The organism is Microbacterium sp. RU1D (assembly GCF_900156435.1).
In the GTDB taxonomy this organism is placed as follows: Bacteria; Actinomycetota; Actinomycetes; order Actinomycetales; family Microbacteriaceae; genus Microbacterium.
The window spans coordinates 134,227-151,123 of sequence record NZ_FTPQ01000002.1 but is presented as its reverse complement, the minus strand read 5'-3'; the positions used below and the strand labels follow the sequence as shown (position 1 = coordinate 151,123).

Sequence of the window (16,897 nt, the reverse complement as noted above, 5' to 3'; positions counted from 1 at the left end):
CATGCGCCTCGTCTTCGCCGGCACCCCCGCCGTCGCCGTCCCGTCGCTCCGCGCCCTGGCATCCGGTCCGCACGAGATCGCCGCCGTCGTCACGCGCGGCGACGCCCCGCTCGGGCGCAAGCGCGTGCTCACCCCGTCGCCGGTGGCCCAAACCGCCGAAAAGCTCGGCCTGCCCGTCATCAAGGCCGACCGCCTCGACGCCGATGCCACGGCCCGCATCGCCACGCTCCAGCCGCAGCTCGGCGTGATCGTCGCCTACGGCGGTCTGGTGCGCGAACCCCTGCTCTCGCTGCCCGACCGCGGCTGGATCAACCTGCACTTCTCGCTGCTCCCGCGCTGGCGCGGTGCCGCGCCCGTGCAGCGCGCGCTCATCGCGGGCGATGCCGTAACGGGAGCGAGCGTGTTCCAGCTCGTCGCCGCGCTCGACGCCGGCGACGTCTTCGCCGAGGAGCGCTACGAGATCCCGACGGGGTCGACGTCCGCCGACGTGCTGGACGCCCTCGCCGAGATCGGCGCCCCTCTGCTCGCGCGAATCGTCGACGCGATCGCCGACGGCACCGCCGTCGCCGTCCCGCAGGAGGGCGAGCCCACCCTCGCCCCGAAGCTCACCCTCGAGGACGGCGCCCTCGACCTCACCCGCGACGCGGTTTCGCTCCTGCACCAGATCGCGGGCGCCACCCCCGAACCCGGTGCCCACACGACGTTCGACGGCGCGCGGTTCAAGGTGCTGCGTGCCTCGGCGTCGGAGGCGCCGCCCCTCCCGCCCGGCCGGGTCGCGGCATCCGGCAAGGAGGTCCTCGTCGGCACGGGCACCTCGCCGCTGCGGCTCGAGACCGTGCAGCCGGCGGGCAAGGGCGCGATGAACGCGAGCGACTGGTTCCGGGGCCTGCGCACCGACCAGCCGGTGCTCGGCGCATGAGCGTGCAGGGAGCGCGCGCCGCGGCCTACGAGGTGCTGCGCGCCGTCTCGGGCGACGAGGCCTACGCCAACCTCCTGCTGCCGCACGCCATCGCCCGGCAGGGGCTGGATGCCAAGGACGCGGGCCTCGCGACCGAATTGACCTACGGCACGCTCCGCCGTCGCGGCACGTACGACGCGATCATCGCGATCGCCGCCGACCGCACGGTCGACCGCATCGACCCCGCGGTGCTCGATGCGCTGCGGCTCGGCGTGCACCAGCTGCTGTCCACACGCGTCGCATCGCACGCGGCGGTCAATGAATCGGTCGAGCTCGCCCGACGCCACGGCGGCGGACGCGGGGCGGCCGGGTTCGCCAACGCCGTGCTGCGCCGCGTGTCGCGCGACAACCCGGGGCACTGGATGGAGCGCGTCGCCGCGGGGGCGCGCAGCGACGACGAGCGCATCGGTCTGACGACCTCGCACCCGGTGTGGATCGTGCGGGCGCTGCGGCGCGCCCTCACCGCGGAAGGCCGCGCCGACGAGCTTCCCGGCCTGCTCGAGGCCGACAACGTCGCTCCGCGCGTAGCGATGATCGCTCTTCCAGGACTCGCCGAGGTCCCCGACGACGCGACTCCCGCGCGCTTCGCGCCGACCGCGTTCACCACGCGCGGGGGCGATCCCGAGCACCTCATCCGCGAGACGGACGGCCGCGTGCGCGTGCAGGACGAGGGCTCGCAGCTGGCCGCCCTGGCGCTCAGCCGGGCGCTTCCGGTGCGCGAGGGGGAGCGGTGGCTGGACCTCTGCGCCGGCCCCGGCGGCAAGACCGCGCTGCTGGCCGCGGAGGCCCTCGCCCACGGCGCCCGGCTGGATGCCAACGAGATCGCGCCGGCGCGAGCGGGACTCGTGCGGCAGGCCGTGGCATCCGTCCCCCTCGAGGTCGAGGTGAGCGAGGAGGACGGGCGCGAGCGCGCGGCCCGCGCCGCGGGGGAGTACGACCGCATCCTCGTCGACGCCCCCTGCACCGGGATCGGGGCCCTGCGACGCCGGCCCGAGGCGCGCTGGCGCAAGACGCCGGCCGACGTGCCCGACCTCACCGACCTGCAGCGCGAGCTCGTGCTCGCGGCCTTCGAGGCGCTGAAGCCGGGCGGCGTGCTGGCCTACGTCACGTGCTCCCCGCACCTGGCCGAGACCTCCGGCGTGCTGGCCGAGGTCGCGCGGGCGCTCGGCGACGCGGTGGAGGAGCTCGACGCCCGCGCCGTCGTGCGCGAGGTCGCGGTCGACGACATCGACCTCCCCGCGCAGGCCGACGGCTCGCTCCGCGCGCAGCTGTGGCCGCACCGCCACGGAACGGATGCCATGTCGATCGCCCTGCTCCGAAAGCGCTGACGGGCCAGCTCGTCCGCGCCCGGCCCGCGCGTCGGCCGTAGGCATCCATGAACGCCATCCGTGCGCGTAAACGGCCCCTCAGCGCGTTTCTGCGCACGGATCGCGTTTCTGCAGAAGATCTCCGCCCGAGCGTCGCAGCACGTCGCCACCGCAACCGGCGCGTCCGCTCCGCGCGCACATAATGGTCGGGTGCCTACCGACGCCCCGCGCATCAACCCGAGCATCCTGGCCGCCGACTTCGTGAACATGGAGGCCGAGCTCGCCCGCATCGCGGGAGCCGACTTCGTGCACGTCGACGTCATGGACAACCACTTCGTGCCGAACCTGACGTTCGGGCCGCAGATGGTCGGCCGCATCCAGGAGACGAGCCCCGTGCCGCTGGACGTGCACCTGATGATCGACGATCCGGATCGCTGGGCGCCGGCCTACGCCGAGCTCGGCGCGGCATCCGTCACCTTCCACCTCGAGGCCGCGGCGTCCCCGGTCGCCCTGGCCCGTCAACTCCGCGCGATCGGGGCGCGTGCGGGTGTCGCGGTCAAGCCGGGCACGCCCGTGGAGAACCTCTTCGACTCGCTCAACGAGTTCGATCAGATCCTCGTCATGACCGTCGAGCCGGGCTTCGGCGGACAGTCGTTCATGCCCGAGACGATGCCCAAGCTCCGCGCCCTCGCCGAGGAGGCGAAGCGCCGCGGATCGAGCGTCTGGCTGCAGGTCGACGGCGGCATCGGCGAGTCCACCATCGCCCAGGCCGCCGAGGCCGGGGCCGACACGTTCGTCGCGGGGTCCGCCGTGTTCGGAGCCGACGACCCCGACCGCGCGATCCAATCGCTGCGCGCCTCCGCCGCCCGCCACCGCCACTGACGCACCGCTGCCACGCCCGCGGCGTCCCCACGCCGCCGACCTCTCCGCGATAAACGCCCTTTCCGCCGAGAAACGCCGTCTCGCCGCGTGTCTCGCACGGAACGGCGTATCGAAGCCGGGCACGGTCGGCTGCGCCCGGCGACAACCCCACCCCCTGCGACCCGATACCCTGGAAGCGTGAAGACCTTCGACGACCTGTTCGCGGAACTCAGCGCCAAGGCCGTCGAGCGACCCGAGGGCTCCGGCACCGTGGCTCAGTTGGATGCCGGGGTGCACGCGATCGGCAAGAAGATCGTCGAAGAGGCCGCCGAGGTGTGGATGGCCGCCGAGTACGAGTCCGACGAGGCCGCGGCCGAGGAGATCTCGCAGCTGCTCTACCACCTCCAGACGCTCATGCTCGCGAAGGGCCTGTCGCTCCAGGACGTCTACCGACATCTCTGAGCAGCGCTCTCCCTTCCCGACCCCACGACCCACGAAAGCCCCCGTCATGCTGCGAATCGCCGTGCCGAACAAGGGGTCGCTCGCCGAGACCGCCGCCGAGATGCTCTCGGAGGCCGGATACACCGGACGACGCGACTCGAAAGACCTCTACACCGTCGACCCCGTCAACGAGGTCGAGTTCTTCTACCTCCGCCCCCGTGACATCGCCACCTACGTCGGCTCGGGTGCGCTCGACGTCGGCATCACCGGCCGCGACCTGCTGCTGGACGCCCGCATGCCGGGCGCGCGCGAGGTCGAGTCGCTCGGCTTCGCCGGCTCCACGTTCCGCTTCGCCGGCCGCCCCGGTCGTTTCACCGACGTGCAGGACCTCCAGGGCCTCCGCGTCGCCACCGCCTACCCGGGCCTGGTCGACGCCTTCCTCGACGAGCGCGGCATCGCCGTCGACATCGTGCCCCTCGACGGCGCGGTCGAATCGGCCGTGCAGCTCGGAGTGGCGGATGCCGTAGCCGACGTCGTCTCGACCGGCACCACGCTGCGTCAGGCGGGGCTCGAGATCTTCGGCCCGGTCCTGCTCGAGAGCGATGCCGTCCTCATCGCCGGCCCGCAGGAGGCCGACGGCACGGAGACGCTGCTGCGTCGCCTGCGCGGCGTCCTCGCCGCGCGGAAGTACGTCCTCATCGACTACGACCTCCCCGCAGCCCTCGTGGAGCAGGCCGTCGCCGTGGCCCCGGGCCTGGAGTCGCCCACCATCTCGCCGCTGCGCGATCCCGAGTGGGTCGCCGTGCGGGTGATGAGCCCGCGCCGCGACGTCAACCAGGTCATGGACGCGCTCTACGCGATCGGCGCGCGCGCGATCCTCGTCACCGAGATCCTCGCCGCGAGGCTCTGATGACCCTCGCGCGTCGCGTCATCCCCTGCCTCGACGTCGCCGCGGGCCGCGTCGTGAAGGGCGTCAACTTCCTCGACCTGCGCGACATGGGCGACCCGGTCGAGCTCGCGAAGCTCTACTTCGACCAGGGCGCCGATGAGGTCACCTTCCTCGACGTCACGGCGACCGTCGACGAGCGCTCCACCACCTACGACGTCGTGCGCCGCACGGCCGAGCAGGTCTTCATCCCGCTGACCGTCGGCGGGGGAGTGCGCTCGAGCGACGACGTCGCCCGGCTCCTCGCGGTCGGCGCCGACAAGATCGGCGTCAATTCGGCCGCGATCGCCCGCCCCGCACTCATCGACGAGATCGCCGATCGCTTCGGCGCCCAGGTGATCGTGCTCTCGCTCGACGTCAAGCGGGCGGCATCCACTCCCTCCGGCTTCGTCGTGACCACCCACGGCGGCCGCACCGAGACGACCCTCGACGCGCTCGAATGGGCGCGCGAGGCCGTCGAGCGCGGCGCCGGCGAGCTACTGGTCAACTCGATCGACGCCGACGGTACGAAGCAGGGCTTCGATCTGGAGCTCGTCCGTCTCATGCGCCAGGTTGCGGCGGTGCCGGTCATCGCCTCGGGCGGCGCGGGAGCCCTCGAGCACTTCGCCCCCGCGATCCAGGCCGGCGCCGACGCCGTGCTCGCGGCATCCGTGTTTCACTCGGGTCAGCTGACCGTCGGACAGGTGAAAGACGCCATGGCCGCCGAAGGGCTCGAGGTGCGCCGATGAGCGTCGACCGGGTGAAGTACGACGCCGACGGCCTGGTGGCCGCGGTGATCCAGCAGTTCGACTCGCGCGAGGTGCTCATGGTCGGGTGGATGGATGCCGAGGCCCTGAACCGCACGCTCACAACCGGCCGCGTCACGTTCTGGTCTCGCTCGCGTCAGGAGTACTGGCGCAAGGGCGACACCTCCGGGCACATCCAGATCGTCAAGGGCGCGCGCCTCGACTGCGACGGCGACACCCTGCTGATCGAGGTCGATCAGGTCGGCGCCGCGTGCCACACGGGCGACCACACCTGCTTCGACGCCGACGACCTGCACCCTGTCGTGGGGGAGCGCTGATGCGGCGCGCCCGCTCGATGGCGGTGCTGGCGATGCTGGCGGCCGGGGCGATCGGCGTGATCGCCTCGACCCAGACCTGGATCGACGTCACCCTCGACGACGGCGCGCAGCAGACCCTCGCCGTCGCGGGCGCCGACGCCCTGCCGGTGCTCACCCCGCTCAGTCTCGCCGCTCTCGCCCTCGGAGCCGCGCTGTCGATCGTCGGCCCGGTGCTGCGCTACCTGTTCGGGGTGCTCGGCATCCTGATCGCGGTGCTCGTGGGCATCGCCACGGCGCAATTGCTCTTCGCCACGCCCGTGTCGGCCACCGCCGCCGCCGTGACCGAGGCGACGGGGATCTCGGGGACGGATGCCGTCGCCTCGCTCGTGAGCGATCTCTCGCTCACCCCGTGGCCCGCCGTGACGCTGATCGCCCAGGTCGTCCTCGCCGCCGCCGCCGTCTTCACGCTCGTCACCGCCCGGCGTTGGGCGTCGGGCGCGAGCCGCAAGTACCGCACGGCGACCGAGGCCGGCGCCGACACGGGCCGCCCGCACGACGCGATCGACTCGTGGGACGACCTCTCGCGCGGCGACGACCCGACCGCCTGAGCCCACGCGCAAGTCCCGGTGCCCCGGCGCCGGGCGCTCGACGACCCGGCCCACTACCCGACGCCCCGTCCCACTACCCGACGCCCCGTCCCGCTGCCGGACGCCCCGGCCCGCTGCCCGCTGCTCGCGAGAAACGCCGTTTCTTGCGAAACACGCCGCGTCACCGCGTGTCTCGGCACAAACAGCGTTCCTCGGCGGCATCGCCGCGAGGCCGCCACACCGTCTGGAGGCACGCAGGGCCCGGCATTCCCATCGCCTGTCCCTCGCACGCGAGAAACGCTGATCCTCGCGAAACACGGCGCGAGACCGGGTGTCTCGGCACGAACAGCGTTTCTCGGCGACACCCCGCCGCGGCGACGGGCGGACCACCGCCAGCGCCGACCTCGCGACATCGAGACGACGGCGGGAGAGGCGCACCGCGCTTCGATAGACTGATCGAACGCTTTCCCCCGCGCCCGCGCGCGACTGTTAGGAGTCCCATGAGCAACCCCATCGGCGATCCCGGCCACGGACACTCGCCCGCCGCCTGGACGGCCGTGATCATCATGCTGCTCGCCTTCACGCTCGGCACGCTGTTCTTCTGGCTCGACATGCCGGTGCTGGTGTGGGCCTCGGTGGGTCTGCTCGTCGTCGGCGCGATCGTCGGCTGGGCCATGACCAAGGCCGGTTACGGCGCGAACGGCGCGAAAACCAACCCGAAGGCGCACTGACCGTGCTGGCCGATCTGACGGCCGGAGCGGTGGAGGATGCCGAGCAGCGCGCCCAGACGCGCCCGCTCGCGGACGTCGAACGCGACGCCCTCGCGCAGACCCCGGCCCGGAACGCGTTGGCCATGCTGGCCCCCGCCGACCGGGTGAAGGTCATCGCCGAGGTCAAGCGCGCGAGCCCCTCGCGCGGCGACCTGGCCTCGATCCCCGATCCCGCACGACAGGCGCGCCTGTACGAAGAGGGCGGCGCCTCAGCAATCTCCGTGCTCACGGAGGGCCGCAAGTTCAAGGGCAGCCTCGCCGACCTCGAGGCCGTCCGCGCCGCCGTGAGCGTCCCGGTGCTGCGCAAAGACTTCATCGCCACGCCGTACCAGGTGCTCGAGGCCCGCGCCTCGGGCGCCGATCTGGTGCTGCTCATCGTCGCCGCCCTCGACGACGAGACGCTGACCGAGCTGTACGGTCTCGTCACCGACCTGGGCATGACCGCCCTCGTCGAGACGCACTCGGCCGACGAGCTCGAGCGGGCCGCGCAGCTGGGCGCCAAGCTCATCGGCGTCAACGCCCGCAACCTCTCGACCTTCGAACTCGACCGCGACCTGTTCGGCTCGCTCGCCGATCGCTTCCCGGCCGACGCGATCAAGATCGCCGAGTCCGCCGTCCTTGCGCCCGCCGACGTCGCCCACTACCGCGCCGCGGGTGCGGACGTGGTGCTCGTGGGCGAGGCCCTCGTGACCGGCGACCCCGTCGCCACCCTCCGCGCGTTCCTCCAGGAGACGTCATGACCACCGTTCCCGCCCCGAAGCTGCGCGACCAGAAGGGGCCGTTCTTCGGCGACTTCGGCGGCCGCTACATGCCCGAGTCGCTCATCGCCGCGATCGACGAGCTCACCGCGGTCTACGAGTCGGCCATGACCGATCCGGAATTCCACACCGAGCTGCGCGCCCTGCTGCACGACTACGCAGGTCGACCGTCGGTACTCACCGAGGTTCCGCGCTTCGCCGCGCACGCCGGGGGAGCGCGCGTCTTCCTCAAGCGCGAAGACCTGAACCACACCGGCTCGCACAAGATCAACAACGTGCTCGGCCAGGCGCTGCTCACCAAGCGCCTCGGCAAGACGCGCGTGATCGCCGAGACCGGAGCCGGCCAGCACGGCGTCGCCACCGCGACCGCGGCCGCTCTGTTCGGCCTCGACTGCGTCATCTACATGGGCGAGGTCGACACCGAGCGCCAGGCGCTCAACGTCGCGCGGATGCGCCTCCTCGGCGCCGAGGTCGTGCCGGTCACGACGGGGTCGCGCACTCTCAAGGACGCGATCAACGAGGCCTATCGCGACTGGGTCGCCTCGGTCGAGACCACCAACTACATCTTCGGCACCGCCGCGGGTCCGCACCCGTTCCCCGCGATGGTGCGCGACTTCCAGAAGGTCATCGGCGAAGAGACGCGCGAGGAGTTCCTGCGCCGCCTCGGACGCCTTCCGGATGCCGTCTTCGCCTGCGTCGGCGGCGGCTCGAACGCGATCGGCATGTTCGACGCCTTCCTCGACGACGAGGGCGTGGCCCTGTACGGCGTCGAAGCAGCGGGCGACGGAGTCGACACCCCCAAGCACGCGGCATCCATCGGTCGCGGACGCCCGGGCGTCCTGCACGGCGCACGCACGTACGTGCTGCAGGACGAGGACGGCCAGACCACCGAGTCGCACTCGATCTCGGCCGGCCTCGACTACCCCGGCGTCGGTCCCGAGCACGCCTGGCTCGCCGACATCGGTCGCGCGCAGTACATCCCGGCCACCGACGACGAGGCCATGCAGGCGCTGCGCCTGCTCTCGCGGACGGAGGGCATCATCCCCGCGATCGAGTCCGCGCACGCCCTCGCCGGCGCCCTGCGCATCGGACGCGAGCTCGGCCCCGACGCGATCATCGCGATCAACCTGTCGGGACGAGGGGACAAGGACATGGACACCGCCGCCCGCTACTTCGACCTCTACGACGCCGAGCACGCGCCGGAGAGCGTCGACGGCGCCGCGCAGACGCACGCCGCCGAGGCCGTGGCATCCGCCCCCGGTTCTCCCGTCGACGTCGCCCCGGCGCCCGACGCGGCAAGCGGAGCGGGGGTCGAGCTGTGACCTCGCGCGTTGCCGCGGCGATCGACGCCGCCCACGCGGAAGGGCGCGGCGCGTTCGTCGGGTATCTGCCCGCCGGCTTCCCCGATGTCGCCACGAGCATCGAGGCGGCCGTCGCCCTCGCCGAGGCAGGTGCCGACGTCATCGAGCTCGGGCCGCCCTACAGCGACCCCGTCATGGACGGCCTGGTCATCCAGGAGGCGACGCAGACGGCGCTGGCCAACGGCTTCCGCATGCGCGACCTCTTCACGATCATCCGCGAGGTCACGGCGCGCACCGACGTGCCGATCCTGGTCATGACGTACTGGAACCTCGTCGAGCAGTACGGCGTCAATCGTTACGCCGACGAGCTCGTCGCCGCCGGGGGAGCGGGCCTCATCACGCCCGACATCACTCCCGACGCCGGCGAGGTCTGGATCGCCGCGAGCGAGCGCACGGGCCTCGACCGCGTGTTCCTCGCCGCGCCCACCTCCTCCGACGAGCGCCTCAAGATGATCGTCGACGCTTCCACCGGCTTCGTGTACACGGTGTCGACGATGGGGATCACGGGGGAGCGGGCCTCTCTCGACGCCGCCGCACGGCGCCTCGTCGAGCGCCTGCGCGCGTTCGGTGCGCAGCACGCGTGCGTGGGCATCGGCATCTCCAACGCCGAGCAGGTCGCCGGCGTCGTCGAGTACGCCGACGGCGCGATCGTCGGCACCGCGCTGGTCAAAGCGCTGCGCGACGGCGGTGTCGACGGCCTCTCCTCGCTCGCGAGGGAGCTGTCCGCGGGCGCCGTTCAGCGCGCCTAGACTCGTCTGCATGACGTTCGCCCTCTCGAGCGCCGCCTCCGGCGTGCTCGCCAGCATCCCGAGCCCGACCATCTCGTACGTCGATCTCGGTCCGCTCCGCATCCACTTCTATGCCCTGTGCATCGTCGCGGGCATCATCGTCGCGGTGTTCCTCACGAACGCGCGGCTGACGCGTCGCGGCGCCGAGAAGTGGGTCGTCATCGACATCTGCCTGCTCGCCGTCCCGCTCGCGATCATCGTCGCGCGCATCTACCACGTGGCCACCCACGCGGGCTTCTACTTCGGCCCCGGCTCCAACCCGTGGAACATCACGCAGCCGGGATCGGTGTGGGCCATCTGGGAGGGCGGCATCGCCATCTACGGCGCCCTCATCGGCGGCGCGATCGGCGCCATCTTGGGCTGCAAGTGGACCGGCATCCGGTTCTGGACCTTCGCCGACGCGCTCGCGCCGGGCCTCATCATCGCCCAGGCCATGGGGCGCTTCGGCAACTGGTTCAACCAGGAACTGTTCGGTCAGCCCACCGACCTGCCGTGGGGTCTCGAGATCGCCGCGGGCAACTCCGCGATCCCCGTCGGCCTGCCGGCGGGAACGCTGTTCCACCCGACCTTCGCGTACGAGGTCATCTGGAACCTGCTCGGCGCCGTGGTCATCCTGTACGTCGGCAAGCGCTTCACGCTCCAGTGGGGCAAGCAGTTCGCGATCTACCTCGTCTGGTACAGCGCCGGTCGCATCGTGTGGGAGTCCATCCGCATCGACCCCAGCGACATCATCCTCGGTCTGCGCACGAACGTCTGGGCCGCGATCTTCGGTGTCATCCTCGGCATCGTCATCTTCGTCGTGCAGTCGCGTCGCCACCACGGCCTCGAGCCGTCGCCGTACGTGCCCGGGCGCGAGTCGAAGGCTCCGGGGGCTGTAGACTCAGGCGACCCCTCTGACTTCGTCGACGTGAGCGAGCCGCCCGCGACGAACGACACCGTCGGCACCAGCGCCACAAGCAGCCCCGCCACGAACTAACACTCTGGGCCGACGTCGTCCCATTCGAAGCATCAACGTGAGGACGGTTGATATGGCTTCCAGCCTGCGCTCCGACACCGTCGGAGGCTCATTCCCGGCCCGACAGGGAATGTACGACCCGTCGTTCGAGAAGGACGCCTGTGGCCTCGCCATGGTCGCCACTCTCCGCGGCGAAGCCGGTCACGACATCATCGACCTGGCGCTGACGGCGCTGCGCAATCTCGAGCACCGCGGTGCCATCGGCTCCGACGCCGGCACCGGTGACGGCGCCGGAATCCTGACGCAGATGCCCGACGCGTTCCTCCGCGCCGTCGTCGACTTCGACCTGCCGCCGGTGGGGGAGTACGCCGCCGGCATGGTGTTCCTGCCCCTCGGGCATGATGAGCGCGCCGCGATGAAGGCCGGCATCGAAGGGATCGCCCGCCACGAGAACCTCGAGGTGCTCGGGTGGCGCGAGGTGCCCGTCGAGCCCGAGAACCTCGGCAAGCTCGCCTTCGAGGCACGCCCCGCGTTCGAGCAGCTCTTCGTCTCCCGCCCCGCCGTGGGCGACCAGCCCGCCCTGTCGGGCATCGCCCTGGACCGCCGCGTCTACCGGCTCCGCAAGCGGGCGCGCCACGAGCTCGAGGCCTACTTCGTGTCGTTGTCGAGCCGCACGCTGGGCTACAAGGGCATGGTCACGACGCTGCAGCTCGAGCCGTTCTACCCCGACCTGCAGGACGAGCGGTTCGCCTCCGAGCTGGCCGTCGTGCACTCGCGCTACTCGACGAACACCTTCCCGTCGTGGCCGCTCGCGCAGCCGCTGCGCATGCTCGCGCACAACGGCGAGATCAACACCGTCAAGGGCAACCGCAACTGGATGCGCGCGCGCCAGTCGCAGCTCGAGTCCGAGCTGATCGGCGACGTGCGTCCGCTGCTGCCCATCTGCACCGAGGGCGCCAGCGACTCGGCATCCTTCGACGAGGTCCTGGAGCTGCTGACCCTCACCGGTCGCAGCCTGCCGCACGCGATCATGATGATGGTGCCCGAGGCCTACGAGAAGCAAGCGACGATCGACCCCGATCTGCGCGCCTTCTACGACTACCACTCGATGCAGATGGAGCCCTGGGACGGCCCCGCCGCGCTCATCTTCACCGACGGCACCCTCGTCGGCGCGACGCTCGACCGCAACGGTCTGCGCCCGGGCCGCTGGACGGAGACCACCGACGGCCTCGTCGTCATCGGCTCCGAGACCGGCGTGCTCGACTTCGCCCCCGAGCGCATCAAGCGCCGCGGCCGCCTGCAACCCGGACGCATGTTCCTCGTCGACACGGCCCAGCGCCGCATCGTCGAAGACGAGGAGATCAAGGCCGACCTCGCCGCCCTGCAGCCGTGGGGCGAGTGGGTCGGCAAGGGGCGCGTGAAGCTCAGCGAGCTGCCCGAGCGCGAGCACATCGTGCACCCCATCGCCTCGATCACCCGTCGCCAGCGCACCTTCGGCTACACCGAGGAGGAGGTCCGGATCCTCCTCACCCCCATGGGGCAGGGCGGCGCCGAGCCCCTCGGCGCCATGGGCAGCGACGCACCCGTCGCGGTGCTCAGCGACCGCCCGCGTCTGCTGTTCGACTACTTCTCGCAGCAGTTCGCGCAGGTGACCAACCCGCCGCTCGACTCCATCCGCGAAGAGGTGGTGACCTCGCTGTCGTTGGGTCTCGGCCCCGAGCGCAACCTCCTCGACTGGGGCCCCGACCACACCCGTACGGTGACGCTCGACTTCCCCGTCATCGACAACGACGAGCTCGCGAAGATCCAGCACATCGACACCGCCCTGCCGGGGCGCTCGTCGGTGACGGTCCGCGGTCTTTACCGTGTCGAGGCCGGCCACAAGGGGCTGCAGAAGCGCCTCACGCAGATGTGCACCGAGGTCGACCAGGCCATCGAGGACGGTGCCGAGTTCATCGTGCTGAGCGACCGCGACAGCAACAAGGACCTCGCGCCTATCCCGTCGCTGCTCATGCTGGCGGCGGTGCATCACCACCTCATCCGCAAGGAGACCCGCATGAAGGTGGGTCTCGTGGTCGAGGCGGGCGACGTGCGCGAGGTGCACCACGTCGCCACCCTCATCGGGTATGGCGCGTCGGCGGTCAACCCGTACCTGGCGATGGAGACCGTCGAGTACCTCGTCCGCGCCGGCTTCATCACCGGCGTGACCCCCGAGAAGGCCGTCAAGAACCTGATCTACGCGCTCGGCAAGGGCGTGCTCAAGATCATGTCGAAGATGGGCATCTCCACGGTGTCGTCGTACGCCGGCGCCCAGGTGTTCGAGGCCGTGGGTCTGTCGCGCGACTTCGTCGAGGCGTACTTCACCGGCACGGAGTCCAAGCTCGGCGGCGTGGGGCTCGACGTCATCGCGGCCGAGAACGCCGCGCGCCACGAGTACGCCTACCCTCAGGATGCCGCAGCCCGAGCGCACGAGCGCCTGTGGACGGGTGGCGAATACCAGTGGCGCCGCGACGGCGCTCCGCACCTGTTCAACCCCGACACGGTGTTCCGCTTGCAGCACGCGACCCGCGAGCGGCGGTACGACATCTTCCGCGAGTACACGCAGCTCATCGACGATCAGGCGCACGAGCTCAAGACGCTCCGCGGCCTGTTCGGCCTGCGCACGGGGCTGCGCCCCGCCGTGCCGATCGACGAGGTCGAACCGGTCTCGGCGATCGTCAAGCGCTTCCAGACCGGGGCGATGAGCTACGGCTCGATCTCCAAGGAAGCACACGAGGTCCTCGCCGTCGCGATGAATCAGATCGGCGGCAAGAGCAACACCGGCGAGGGCGGGGAAGACGTCGACCGTCTGCTCGACCCGACGCGTCGTAGCGCCATCAAGCAGGTGGCATCCGGTCGCTTCGGCGTGACGAGCCTGTACCTCACCGAGGCCGACGACATCCAGATCAAGCTCGCCCAGGGGGCCAAGCCCGGCGAGGGCGGTCAGCTGCCGCCGACCAAGGTGTACCCGTGGGTGGCGCGCACGCGCCACGCGACGGCCGGCGTGGGTCTGATCTCGCCGCCGCCGCACCACGACATCTACTCGATCGAAGACCTCAAGCAGCTGATCTTCGACCTGAAGCGCGCGAACCCGAAGGCCCGCATCCACACCAAACTGGTCAGCCAGTCGGGTATCGGTGCCGTCGCCGCGGGCGTCGCGAAGGCGCTGAGCGACGTCATCCTGGTCTCCGGTCAAGACGGCGGCACGGGCGCGAGCCCGATGAACTCGCTCAAGCACGCGGGCACCCCGTGGGAACTGGGCCTCGCCGAGACGCAGCAGACGCTCATGCTCAACGGCATGCGCGACCGCGTCGTGGTGCAGGTCGACGGCCAGATGAAGACCGGCCGCGACGTCATCATCGGGGCCCTCCTGGGCGCCGAGGAGTTCGGCTTCGCCACCGCGCCCCTGGTCGTCTCGGGCTGCATCATGATGCGCGTCTGCCACCTCGACACCTGCCCCGTCGGCGTCGCGACGCAGAACCCCGTGCTGCGCCAGCGCTTCACCGGCAAGGCCGAGTACATCGTGAACTTCATGGAGTTCATCGCGCAGGAGGTGCGCGAATACCTCGCCGCCCTCGGCTACCGCTCGATCGACGAGATCGTCGGCCGGTCCGAGCTGCTCGACGCGAACGAGGCCATCCAGCACTGGAAGGCGCGCGGCCTCAACCTCGCGCCGATCCTGGAGGGACCGCGCTTCGCCGACGACGAACCGCGCCGCCACGCCCGCAACCAGGACCACGAGCTCGAGGACCACTTCGACGTGCAGCTCATCGAGCGCGCGCAGGACGTCATCGCGCACGGCGGACAGCTCACGATCGACCTGCCCATCCGCAACACCGCCCGCGCGGTGGGGACCATGCTCGGCCACCACGTCACCAAGGCGCGGGGCGAGCACGGCCTGCCGGAGAACTCCATCGACGTGCGCCTGACGGGCTCCGCCGGGCAGTCGTTCGGCGCGTTCATGCCCGCGGGCATCACGCTGCGTCTCGAGGGCGACTCGAACGACTACGTCGGCAAGGGCCTCTCGGGCGGCACGATCGTGGTGCGCCCGCCGCGCGGCTCGACCTTCGCGGCGAGCGAGAACGTCATCGCCGGAAACGTCATCGGCTACGGGGCCACGCAGGGGCAGATGTTCCTCAACGGCGTGGTGGGCGAGCGCTTCCTCGTGCGCAACTCCGGCGCCACGGCGGTCGTCGAGGGCGTGGGCGACCACGCGCTGGAGTACATGACCGGCGGGCTGGCCGTCATCCTCGGCGCGACCGGCCGCAACCTCGGCGCCGGCATGTCGGGCGGCCAGGCCTACGTGTACCGGCTCGACCGCGACAAGGTCAACCGCGAGGCCGTGGCATCCGGTGAGCTCGTCCTCGGCGCCCTCGGATCAGGGGATGCCGAGATCCTGCGCGACCTGCTCGCCAAGCACGTCGCGGAGACCGATTCCACGCTGGCCCGTCGTCTGCTCGACGACTTCGAGGCCGAGGTGGACAACTTCGTCCGGGTCCTGCCGCGCGACTACGCCGCCGTGCTGCAGACCCGCCAGGAGGCGGTCACCGAGGGGCTCGACCCCGACGGCGACGTCGTCTGGCAGCGCATTCTGGAGGTGACGGGTGGCTGACCCGAAGGGTTTTCTGAAGACCACGGAGCGCGAGCTCCCGAAGCGTCGACCGGTGCCCGTGCGCATCATGGACTGGAAAGAGGTGTACGAGCCGGGTGATTCGGCCGTTATCAAGCGCCAGGCCGGCCGCTGCATGGACTGCGGCATCCCGTTCTGTCACAAGGGCTGCCCGCTGGGGAACCTGATCCCCGAGTGGAACGACCTCACGTGGCGCGGTGAAGGCCGCGCGGCCATCGAGCGTCTGCACGCGACGAACAACTTCCCGGAGTTCACGGGGCGCCTGTGCCCCGCGCCCTGCGAGAGCTCGTGCGTGCTCGGCATCAACCAGCCTGCCGTGACGATCAAGCAGGTCGAGGTCTCGATCATCGACGAGGCGTTCGGCAACGGCTGGGTCGAGCCCGAGCCGCCGGAGCGCCTGACGGGCAAGACCGTCGCCGTCGTGGGATCGGGTCCCGCGGGCCTCGCGGCCGCGCAGCAACTGACTCGTGCCGGACACACCGTCGCCGTCTTCGAGCGCGACGACCGCATCGGCGGCCTGCTGCGCTACGGCATCCCGGACTTCAAGATGGAGAAGCGCCACCTCGAACTGCGCCTTCGTCAGATGCAGGCCGAGGGCACCCGCTTCCGCGCGGGCGTCGAGATCGGCACGGACATCTCATGGAGCGACCTGCGCGCCCGCTACGACGCCGTCGTGGTGGCCACGGGATCGACCGTGCCGCGGGACCTCGCCATCCCGGGTCGTGACCTCGACGGCGTGCACTACGCCATGGAGTACCTCATCGAGGGCAACAAGGCCGTCGCGGGAGATCAGATCCCGCAGCAGATCACGGCAGAGGGGAAGCACGTCGTGGTTATCGGCGGTGGCGACACCGGCGCCGACTGCATCGGCACCGCCCACCGCCAGGGTGCGCTGAGCGTGACCAACCTCGCGATCGGCAAGCAGCCGCCCTCAGAGCGTCCCGCCGAGCAGCCCTGGCCGATGATGCCGAACCTGTTCGAGATGGCATCCGCCCACGAGGAGGGCGGGGAGCGGACGTTCCTCGCCTCGACCGTGGAGTTCCTCGGCAACGCCGCGGGAGAGGTGCGCGCCCTGCGCGTGGCCGAGACGGAGTACGTCGACGGGCGTCGCGTGCCCAAGAGCGGCACCGAGCGCGAGATCCCCGCCGACCTCGTGCTGATCGCGATGGGCTTCACCGGCCCCGAGCGGGAGCACCTCGAGAGCCAGCTCGGCACGCAGTTCACCGGCCGCGGCAACGTCGAGCGCGACGCGACCTACGCCACCACGACGCCCGGCGTGTTCGTCGCCGGCGACGCGGGACGCGGACAGTCGCTCATCGTGTGGGCCATCGCCGAGGGCCGCGCGGCCGCCGCCGAGGTCGACACCTTCCTCATGGGCGAAACGGTGCTCCCCGCGCCGGTGCGCCCGACCGATGTCGCCATCGGCCTCCTGCCCGCCTAAGCTGGCAAGGGCC

15 protein-coding genes are annotated in these 16,897 nt (G+C 71.1%); all 15 read left to right on the top strand.

The genetic code is table 11. The annotated features are described in order from the left end of the window. Position 1 precedes the first annotated feature (1 nt). The 15 genes from fmt to B0B15_RS09350 all read left to right on the top strand — a co-directional run bounded on the left by fmt (position 2) and on the right by B0B15_RS09350 (position 16,884). Positions 2–919, top strand: a complete 918-nt coding sequence (gene fmt / locus B0B15_RS09420) for a methionyl-tRNA formyltransferase (RefSeq protein ID WP_076675499.1) — start codon at positions 2–4, stop codon at positions 917–919. Next, on the top strand, positions 916–2,286 hold the full coding sequence (locus tag B0B15_RS09415; protein WP_076675498.1) for an RsmB/NOP family class I SAM-dependent RNA methyltransferase: 1,371 nt from the start codon (positions 916–918) through the stop codon (positions 2,284–2,286). The genes fmt and B0B15_RS09415 overlap by 4 nt, the downstream gene beginning before the upstream one ends. 189 nt (positions 2,287–2,475) lie before the next feature. Further along, positions 2,476–3,147: a ribulose-phosphate 3-epimerase gene (gene rpe / locus B0B15_RS09410; protein WP_076675496.1), complete on the top strand. Its 672-nt coding sequence runs from the start codon at positions 2,476–2,478 to the stop codon at positions 3,145–3,147. A 177-nt stretch (positions 3,148–3,324) separates the two neighbouring features. Beyond that, positions 3,325–3,588: a phosphoribosyl-ATP diphosphatase gene (locus B0B15_RS09405; protein WP_076675494.1), complete on the top strand. Its 264-nt coding sequence runs from the start codon at positions 3,325–3,327 to the stop codon at positions 3,586–3,588. A 46-nt stretch (positions 3,589–3,634) separates the two neighbouring features. After that, positions 3,635–4,477 carry an ATP phosphoribosyltransferase gene (hisG, locus tag B0B15_RS09400; protein ID WP_076675493.1) on the top strand — a complete coding sequence of 281 codons (843 nt, stop codon included), beginning with the start codon at positions 3,635–3,637 and terminating at the stop codon, positions 4,475–4,477. Beyond that, entirely contained in the window at positions 4,477–5,241 is a 765-nt protein-coding gene (gene hisF / locus B0B15_RS09395; protein WP_076675491.1) for an imidazole glycerol phosphate synthase subunit HisF, read from the top strand. Before hisG ends, hisF begins: the two co-directional genes overlap by 1 nt. Then, entirely contained in the window at positions 5,238–5,576 is a 339-nt protein-coding gene (gene hisI / locus B0B15_RS09390) for a phosphoribosyl-AMP cyclohydrolase (RefSeq protein ID WP_076675490.1), read from the top strand. Before hisF ends, hisI begins: the two co-directional genes overlap by 4 nt. Continuing rightward, positions 5,576–6,163 carry a Trp biosynthesis-associated membrane protein gene (locus B0B15_RS09385; RefSeq protein WP_076675488.1) on the top strand — a complete coding sequence of 196 codons (588 nt, stop codon included), beginning with the start codon at positions 5,576–5,578 and terminating at the stop codon, positions 6,161–6,163. Before hisI ends, B0B15_RS09385 begins: the two co-directional genes overlap by 1 nt. A gap of 479 nt (positions 6,164–6,642) precedes the next feature. Next, a complete protein-coding gene (locus B0B15_RS09380; RefSeq protein ID WP_076675487.1) occupies positions 6,643–6,873 on the top strand; it encodes a DUF6704 family protein in 231 nt (76 codons plus the stop codon). Positions 6,874–6,875: 2 nt separating this feature from the next. Continuing rightward, positions 6,876–7,652: an indole-3-glycerol phosphate synthase TrpC gene (gene trpC, locus B0B15_RS09375; RefSeq protein WP_076675485.1), complete on the top strand. Its 777-nt coding sequence runs from the start codon at positions 6,876–6,878 to the stop codon at positions 7,650–7,652. After that, positions 7,649–8,992 (top strand): tryptophan synthase subunit beta, encoded by a 1,344-nt coding sequence (gene trpB, locus B0B15_RS09370; protein WP_076675484.1) that lies wholly within the window; start codon positions 7,649–7,651, stop codon positions 8,990–8,992. The genes trpC and trpB overlap by 4 nt, the downstream gene beginning before the upstream one ends. After that, positions 8,989–9,780, top strand: coding sequence for a tryptophan synthase subunit alpha (trpA, locus tag B0B15_RS09365; RefSeq protein ID WP_076675482.1), 792 nt, complete (start codon positions 8,989–8,991; stop codon positions 9,778–9,780). Before trpB ends, trpA begins: the two co-directional genes overlap by 4 nt. A 10-nt stretch (positions 9,781–9,790) precedes the next feature. Then, entirely contained in the window at positions 9,791–10,795 is a 1,005-nt protein-coding gene (gene lgt, locus B0B15_RS09360) for a prolipoprotein diacylglyceryl transferase (protein ID WP_076675481.1), read from the top strand. A gap of 52 nt (positions 10,796–10,847) precedes the next feature. Beyond that, positions 10,848–15,425: a glutamate synthase large subunit gene (gene gltB, locus B0B15_RS09355; protein ID WP_076675479.1), complete on the top strand. Its 4,578-nt coding sequence runs from the start codon at positions 10,848–10,850 to the stop codon at positions 15,423–15,425. After that, positions 15,418–16,884: a glutamate synthase subunit beta gene (locus tag B0B15_RS09350; protein WP_076675477.1), complete on the top strand. Its 1,467-nt coding sequence runs from the start codon at positions 15,418–15,420 to the stop codon at positions 16,882–16,884. Before gltB ends, B0B15_RS09350 begins: the two co-directional genes overlap by 8 nt. Positions 16,885–16,897: the final 13 nt, after the last annotated feature.

Coding starts and splice junctions, on each gene's coding strand:
- fmt (WP_076675499.1), top strand. CDS start 2: ATGCGCCTCGTCTTCGCCGGCACCCCCGCCGTCGCCGTCCCGTCGCTC.
- B0B15_RS09415 (WP_076675498.1), top strand. CDS start 916: ATGAGCGTGCAGGGAGCGCGCGCCGCGGCCTACGAGGTGCTGCGCGCC.
- hisG (WP_076675493.1), top strand. CDS start 3,635: ATGCTGCGAATCGCCGTGCCGAACAAGGGGTCGCTCGCCGAGACCGCC.
- hisF (WP_076675491.1), top strand. CDS start 4,477: ATGACCCTCGCGCGTCGCGTCATCCCCTGCCTCGACGTCGCCGCGGGC.
- hisI (WP_076675490.1), top strand. CDS start 5,238: ATGAGCGTCGACCGGGTGAAGTACGACGCCGACGGCCTGGTGGCCGCG.
- B0B15_RS09385 (WP_076675488.1), top strand. CDS start 5,576: ATGCGGCGCGCCCGCTCGATGGCGGTGCTGGCGATGCTGGCGGCCGGG.
- B0B15_RS09380 (WP_076675487.1), top strand. CDS start 6,643: ATGAGCAACCCCATCGGCGATCCCGGCCACGGACACTCGCCCGCCGCC.
- trpB (WP_076675484.1), top strand. CDS start 7,649: ATGACCACCGTTCCCGCCCCGAAGCTGCGCGACCAGAAGGGGCCGTTC.
- lgt (WP_076675481.1), top strand. CDS start 9,791: ATGACGTTCGCCCTCTCGAGCGCCGCCTCCGGCGTGCTCGCCAGCATC.
- gltB (WP_076675479.1), top strand. CDS start 10,848: ATGGCTTCCAGCCTGCGCTCCGACACCGTCGGAGGCTCATTCCCGGCC.